Here is a 6,769-nt window from a genome sequence, read left to right as displayed (position 1 = left end):
CCTGGCCGACACCTCGGTCTGCCCGATACTCACGCTGGAATGCTCCCATTGGACGACACGGACGGCTGCAGTCCGTGCTTTCGACGAGCCGCTCCACATCATTGTGATCGAAGACCCACCCGAGAGAGCTCTGAACGGCCCGCGTCCAGGCCAAGGAGACTCCTGCAGCCCTGAGCGAAGTGCCGCACATGGCCGGCTGGCGGTCCTGCATTGATGACCTGCTGGTAGACCGGCTTAGGGTCAGCCGCCGCCCAACAGTGAAGTTTGGCCTGCATCCTCGATACCCGCCCGTGCGGCCCAAGGGCCACCTGCGGCGGGGCACCGCTCGCTGTTCAGCGGCGCTTCTTTCGGCATTGCAGTTCCTCTCTTCGCGATTCCGCTGCCGCCCTTCCCCATGTGCCGGGCTCTCCCCGGCTCGGAGTACTACGGTGGCTCCGCCCCGCCCAGCGCTGTCGGCCGACGGTGGACCCATCCCGGCCGCCGTGCTGGCCGCACGGAGGGCGGGAGCCGTCACCAGGCGGTTCCCATGTTCATTGCCGATCGTTCGACAGAGGAGGCGCCCGACTATGTCCCTGCGATATCGCCGCACCTACGCCGCAGACCTTCAGCACGGCCTCCCGGCGAGCAAGCTCAGACCCGCCCAGAAGTTCCTTGGGCCCCGCTCAACACGGAGTCCGGGTGCGCATCGCCTCCGGCCCAGATCCGCCAGGTTCGAGCCGGTGAATATTTGAGAGACGTAAAACGCCGGTTCCTCTCGTACACCTCTCCATCTCGCTCGCCGGACCTGCACCATTGTCGACGACGCGTGAATACTGACCCCCAGGCGACGCTCGGGTTCGTCGCCTGGGGGTCAGTATTCACGCGTCGTCGACAAGGTCTACGTTTGCGAGAACCCCCGCCGTGCTGCGTGCGGCGGTGGGCGTGGGGGTGGGTCAGGCGGCTCTGATCTGCACGGAAGGTGTTCCTTCGCTGGCCTGTCACCGGCTCCTCGCCGCGTGCACGGGCCGGACGCTGCGCTGGCGCGGCGATTTCGACTGGACAGGGCTACGGACCACCGCCCACGCCGTGGACTCCTATGAAGCAGAGCCATGGCGTATCGACACAGCTACCTACGAGCAGGCGCTGGCTCGCGGCGAGTCCGAACCCCTGAAGGGGAGCCCAGCGGCCAGTTCTTGGGCGCCTGATCTGGCGGGGCGGATGTTGGCGACCGGGCGCGCTGTCATTGAGGAACGGATCGTCGCCGAGCTGATCGCTGATCTGGCGCGATAGGAACCGGCTGCTCAGCAACCAGCGACCTTACCGACAGATAGATCGGGACAAGGACACCGAGATGTCCAGCACGCGGCAGGCCACCTCGACAGGGATGCCTTCGCCGGCCATCACCGCGATGGCCTCGAACCGCCTTTTGGGGGCACCACCTCTCGCACCAGATCGATCGCCCGCCGAGTGGCCTGCAGTTCTGTCTCCAACTCGGCGATGCGGCGCTTGGCGACCGCTAACTCGGCCTTCTCGCTGCTGGTCAAACCGGGCTCCAGGCCGCGATCGATGCGGTCTTGCCGCCGCCAGCTGTAGATCGTCTGACTGCTGATGTCCAGATCGTGCGCCAGGTCGGTGACCTTACGCCCCGCCTCGAGCAGATCCAGCACCTTGCGCTGGAACTCTGGCGGATAGCCCCGTCGTCCCATGCCACTTTCCTCTCATCAAGTGGTACGAGAATCCAGTAACCCACCTCTACTCAACCCGGGACACACCAAAGTCTCCACCGAACCCGGGGCGATTCAGTCAGGTCGCCGAGCGGGTTCCAGGACACTAAATCGCTTCTGGGTGCAACATATCGGGGATGCGCGTGCGTCCCTGGGGCGTGGAGTTTGAGGATTTCGTACGAGCCCGTGGCGGCGCGTTGCACCGGTACGGGTTTGTGCTCACCGGTAACGCCGACGACGCCGCCGACCTCGTTCAGGAGGCGCTGATTCGGCTGGGCGACACCTGGCAGCGGGTACGGAACAAGGACGACCCCGAGGGGTACGTGCGCACGATTATGGTCAGGCAGCACATCAGCTGGTGGCGGCGCAGGCGACGGGAGCACCTGGTGGACGCGGTGCCCGAGGGCTCCTACCGCGACCGGCAGGCCGATCCTGACCTGTGGGACGACCTGGGCACCTTGCCGCGCAAGCAGCGCGCCGTTCTGGTTCTGCGCTATTACGAGGACATGTCCGACCGGGAGATCGCCGCCACTCTCGGCATCTCGCCCGGGACCGTGCGCAGCCAGGCGTCTCGCGCTCTGGCCAAACTTCGCGCACGGCATGTGGAGCAGGCAGCCGTACCGTCATGGAACAACCCGTCGCCAGAAAGGACGACCCCATGAGCGACCGTTTCGAGGAGAGGCTGGCCAGCACGCTCACCGTGGCCGGCCACTTGGCCCCGCAGCCGGCCGGTGACCTTGTCGCACAGCTCGCCGTGCGGCGGCGTCGTACCAGACGACGGGTGCGCGTGACTCTGGCGGTGGCGGCGAGTGTCATGATCGCCGGATCGGCCGCCACGGCACTGACCTTCCAGGGCGGGTTTGCGGAGGACACCTCGGTGGTGGCCGTGCAGCCCATCCCCAACGACGACCCCTCAGGGCCGATCCCACCCGATCTGAGCACCATGCCTCCCGCCGCAGCAGATGTCTGGCCCGAGGCCGTCACCATCATCCCTGCGGCGGCCGCCGACGGCTGGCGTTACCGCCCGGTCACTGCCCTCAGCGCCACCGAGGTCCTGCTCACCGCCGAGTCGTCGTTCGAGAAGGCTGGCCGTCTGGAGGTCTATGACACGGACAAGCGGAACACCACTGTGCTCGGCTCAATGCCGGAACCCGAGAATGTGAAGGGCTACTACGCGCAGGAGGTTGAAGCCGGTCCCGGTCACATCGCCTGGTACGGCCAGACCCCGAACAACGACCGGAACTGGGCCGATCTGTGGGTGATGCCGAGGGACGGCGGGCGGGCCACCCAGGTCGCCGTGCTGACCGGCGATGTTGCCAGGATCGAGCGCATCGGCGTGACGGCCGACCACATTGTCTGGTCGGTCCGGTCGGGCGGCGCGTACCGGGTACCGATCGCGGGGGGGGCTCCCAAGAAGATCGCGGGCTCGGACGGGTTCAAGCTGTACTCCTGGCCGTGGGCGACCGGCCGGGCGAACCTGATGGTGAACCTGGAGACGGGAGAGCAGCGCAGCCCGCAGGGCCTGTCCGGGCTCGACGACGTGACCTGCAGCCCCGAATGGTGTGTAGGCTCACTTGGTCAGCAGCACGTGGTGCAGCGGTTCGACGGCACCGGCCGCAGGACCGTCCCCGACGACGTTCGGATGACCTCCTCCGACATCTCTGGCAGGTTTCTGGTGTCCGGGTTCCAGATCTTCGACATGTCCAACGGGCACGCCGCACGCGTCGGAGCGGTGGGTCCACAGGGCATCAGCGGCGCCAGGGGCATTTCCTCAACACCCACTTCCATCTGGTATTGGCGTGCTGGGAAGATCGACTATCGGCGTATCTGCCCCGACGCTGAGGGCGACTCACCATCGCGGACATGCAAGATGACAGAAGTGGGCAAGGCGACCGAGTACGACCTGCTGAACTTGGACGCCGTGGCCCCGTTCGAATAGAATAAGCGCCCTCTGCGCGGGCCAGGAGCCCTCATCCAGTACCGAGGGCTGTGCCATAGATGGCTGCGCCGCTGTGGTAACGAGGCCATGATCGGCGGGTGAAACCTCGCCCAGCCACAGTGGAACCCCGCTTCCGCGTCGGAGGCCCGGACAACTGGCCCGACACCAGCCGCCGCCGGCAAGACCCTGGTCCGTCCCACCGCCCTCGACCAGAGCACGGCGACCGCCATCGTGACGGAGGCGGGCTGTGGCTCCTGTCGAGGCACGGCGTTGGTTATAGCGCCTTCCATAGTGCCCCGGCGAGCCCGCAGGGACATGTCCGCGCAGTTTCACAGGTGAACTCAGCAGCGGAAACACCGTCCATGATCCACTCAATGTGGGTTTTGAGCTTATGGCCGACTGACTTAAAGCACGTACAAGATGGGCCAGTCAGGCGGCCCAGGGCTCGAGTTCGGGCGCGCGCTCGGCTCTCTGGGCGAGGGACGGCGCGGCGGCGCCACCGTGGCCGGTGACCGAGAATATGCCGCCAAACGTGCCGAGCGCGGTTCTGCCGGCCAGGCCGAGCCCGAAAACGTGCCCTGCGACGAACCCGACGTCGAAGCAGTTCCCCCGCTCGCCGGGCTGAGCGAGGTGTCCAGCTCGCCCTGTGACCGTGCATCCGCGAGGACCCCGGCGAGCCAGGTGCGCAGCCAGGCGAACGTCTCCTCGACCGGGCGGCGCAGCTCGGGATCGGCCATTACGTCCGGGTCCAGGGCGGGGCGGCCCACCGGGCAGCCCCGCAAGGCGTCCCGTTTCCGGCGCGGATAGGTGCTGATCCGCTCGATCGGAGTCCCGGAGCCGGAGGAACTCTGCCTCCGCACGGGCGCGCAGGTCGTCGGCGCTGCGGGCGATCGCGGCCAGCGCCAGGTCGGGCTGGCTTCCGACGGGCACGGCTCCGCGCTTGGCGAATGAGCGCGGGACGGCAAGGTCACCCAAACGCGCCGCTACGGCAGGGCGGGCACGGCCGGCGCGGTGTTGGTCCAGCCGGCCTCAAGTATGGTCTGGGTGCTGCTCTCGTTAAAGGACAGCTTGCCGCTGATCTTGGTCGTCAGGCTCTCGGACAGCAGAAGCATCGTGCCGGTGTCCACGATCAGGTCGGTCTTGTCCTTGATCGTCAGTCCGTTATTCTGAACGGCCTTCGGGTGGTCGATCGACAGGGCCGCGCCGGCTCTGCCCATGCTGTCCTTGGACTCTCCCTGCGAACGGACAGCGGGCATCGTCAGCAATGCCTGGTAAGCCGCGGCGCGGACGTTTTTGGGCGCCGGAAGCTGATAGAGCATCTCCACCAGCGCCCTGGTGATGGCCTGGTCCACGTTGTTCTGCTTGACCCGTGAGACCCGCGCGGCCTCGGAGAGCCAGGACTTCAACGCGTTCGGGACCGCGGGCAGTCGCTGGACCTCGTCGTACGTCAGCCGCTGCCCGGCCAGAAAGAACTTGTCGTCGTTGCCACGTACGGGCCCGACATGGCCCTTGTCCGGCTCGGTCGACAACTTCACGTACTGGCCGTCGGCCGTGCGAGTCCACTTGGCCGGCGAGCCGTCGTGGCGCCACGCCTTCCGGTCCGCCGCGCTCTTCGGGTACGCCCCCGCATTCCGGTATCCGGACCAGGCTTTGCCGTCGGGCGCGGTCCATTTCTCGCTGAGCTTCTGCTCCACCACCCAGTAGCGATTCGCACCGCTGCCCATCTGGCGGGGACCGATGCGCTGGTTCAGCATCCTCGTATGCCAGTAGGCGCCTTCCGGCGGAGCCGACGCGGCGGCCGCGAGCCGTGTCTCCGGTGCCATCACGAGGCTCGGCAGGCCCAGCAGAGCGGCGGCGCCCACGGCGGCTAGGCCGGTGCCGACGGCGATCAGAGGCCGGACCGGTGCGGTCGCGAGCTTCATGTGTTTCCTCCAGAGGTTCGAAGTGATGTCCCTCAATACGCCTGAGCGCCTCACAAGGTTGCCTGCGACGCTCGGGCAACTGTTAGAGCCTGCTGACAAAGGCTTAAGTGCTGGCATGCATGGGCCCGTAGAGGGCTGGTCCGATCTTGTTGATGTAGCCCTGGTGGGACCATTGGGACAGCTGGACGCGGAAGCTGTTGACGTTCTCGATGCCGAGGATGACGGCCAGTTCGCGGCCTCTCCAGGCCCGCCAGGGCTGGGCGGCCAGGAGTTGCAGCACCCTGCCGTGTCGGTCGGGGCTGGACAACATCGGCAAGGGCGGCGGGTCGTTCCAGCGGCTTGCGGGTGGCAGATCGGCGAGTTCACGGGTCGGGCGGCGGGTCATCTGGTGCACTGTGGCCCACCAGATCAGGGCTTCGTGGTGTTCGGGCTTGCGTTCATAGACGCGTACCAGGCGGCGGTAGCCGACCAGCCAGGCGAACGTCCGCTCCACCACCCACCTGCGGGGAAGGACGACGAAACCGCTCCTCAGATCGTCGCTCCGCCGCACGATCGACACGGCCAGGGCCACGACCTGCCCGGCCCAGGTGACCAGCCGACCGGCATAGCCGCCGTCGGCCCAGACCAGAGCGACAGTGGAGAACTTCTCGCGCAGCAGGGCCAGCACCCGGTGTGCGCCGTCACGGTCTTGCACCGATGCGGCGGTGACCATCACGCACAACAGCAGCCCGAGCGTGTCGACCACGACGTGCCGTTTCTGCCCCTTCACCTTCTTGCCGGCGTCATACCCGCAGGCCGCCGCGCCGACGGTCTCGGCCGCCCGGACCGTCTGGGAGTCCATGCACCCGGCGTTCGGCTCGGGCAGCAAGGGCTCGATCAGCTCCCACTGCGCGTTGGTCAGGTCCGAGGGGTAGCGATCAGGGGGCATCGGGCCACTCTGACGGCACCGGCTCTCGTCGTCACATCGCCACGCCGAACATGAACGATCTTCTCAAACACGCACTAAGAGGGCGTTTAGGCATGTTCTGTGACAGTCTCCCCTGTAATGCGGCCGCCCGGGCCGTCCTGCCGTCCTACGACACCGCCGCGCGGGACGCCCCCGGACGCCTCACTCCGCGACGCTCATCCCCTGGTCGTAGGAGCTGTCCTTCAGCGCTAGCCAGGCCAGCTCCCACGCGTCCATCGGGCGCACGTCCCGCAGCACC

General features: G+C 67.2%; 6 protein-coding genes. 3 read left to right on the top strand and 3 right to left on the bottom strand.

The features are described 5' to 3' along the window. Positions 1-843: 843 nt before the first annotated feature. A complete protein-coding gene (locus FAF44_RS51175) occupies positions 844-1,269 on the top strand; it encodes a DUF2399 domain-containing protein (protein WP_272896184.1) in 426 nt (141 codons plus the stop codon). 110 nt (positions 1,270-1,379) lie between these two features. Here the strand turns inward: FAF44_RS51175 and FAF44_RS51170 are convergent, their stop codons facing one another. Beyond that, on the bottom strand, positions 1,380-1,685 hold the full coding sequence (locus FAF44_RS51170) for a transposase (protein WP_237110760.1): 306 nt from the start codon (positions 1,683-1,685) through the stop codon (positions 1,380-1,382). A 155-nt stretch (positions 1,686-1,840) separates the two neighbouring features. Between FAF44_RS51170 and FAF44_RS51165 the strand changes: the two genes are divergently transcribed. Further along, positions 1,841-2,365: a SigE family RNA polymerase sigma factor gene (locus FAF44_RS51165; RefSeq protein ID WP_237110759.1), complete on the top strand. Its 525-nt coding sequence runs from the start codon at positions 1,841-1,843 to the stop codon at positions 2,363-2,365. Further along, complete coding sequence (locus tag FAF44_RS51160) at positions 2,362-3,642, top strand: hypothetical protein (RefSeq protein ID WP_237110758.1); 1,281 nt, start codon at positions 2,362-2,364, stop codon at positions 3,640-3,642. The genes FAF44_RS51165 and FAF44_RS51160 overlap by 4 nt, the downstream gene beginning before the upstream one ends. 983 nt (positions 3,643-4,625) lie before the next feature. Here FAF44_RS51160 and FAF44_RS51155 read toward each other — a convergent pair. Further along, positions 4,626-5,564 carry a hypothetical protein gene (locus FAF44_RS51155; protein ID WP_237110757.1) on the bottom strand — a complete coding sequence of 313 codons (939 nt, stop codon included), beginning with the start codon at positions 5,562-5,564 and terminating at the stop codon, positions 4,626-4,628. A gap of 103 nt (positions 5,565-5,667) precedes the next feature. Continuing rightward, a complete protein-coding gene (locus FAF44_RS51150) occupies positions 5,668-6,492 on the bottom strand; it encodes an IS5 family transposase (RefSeq protein ID WP_237110756.1) in 825 nt (274 codons plus the stop codon). Positions 6,493-6,769 lie beyond the last annotated feature (277 nt).

The organism is Nonomuraea sp. MG754425 (assembly GCF_021699195.1).
Lineage (GTDB): Bacteria > Actinomycetota > Actinomycetes > Streptosporangiales > Streptosporangiaceae > Nonomuraea.
The sequence above is the reverse complement of the archived record's forward strand: the minus strand, read 5'-3'. Positions and strand labels throughout refer to the sequence as shown.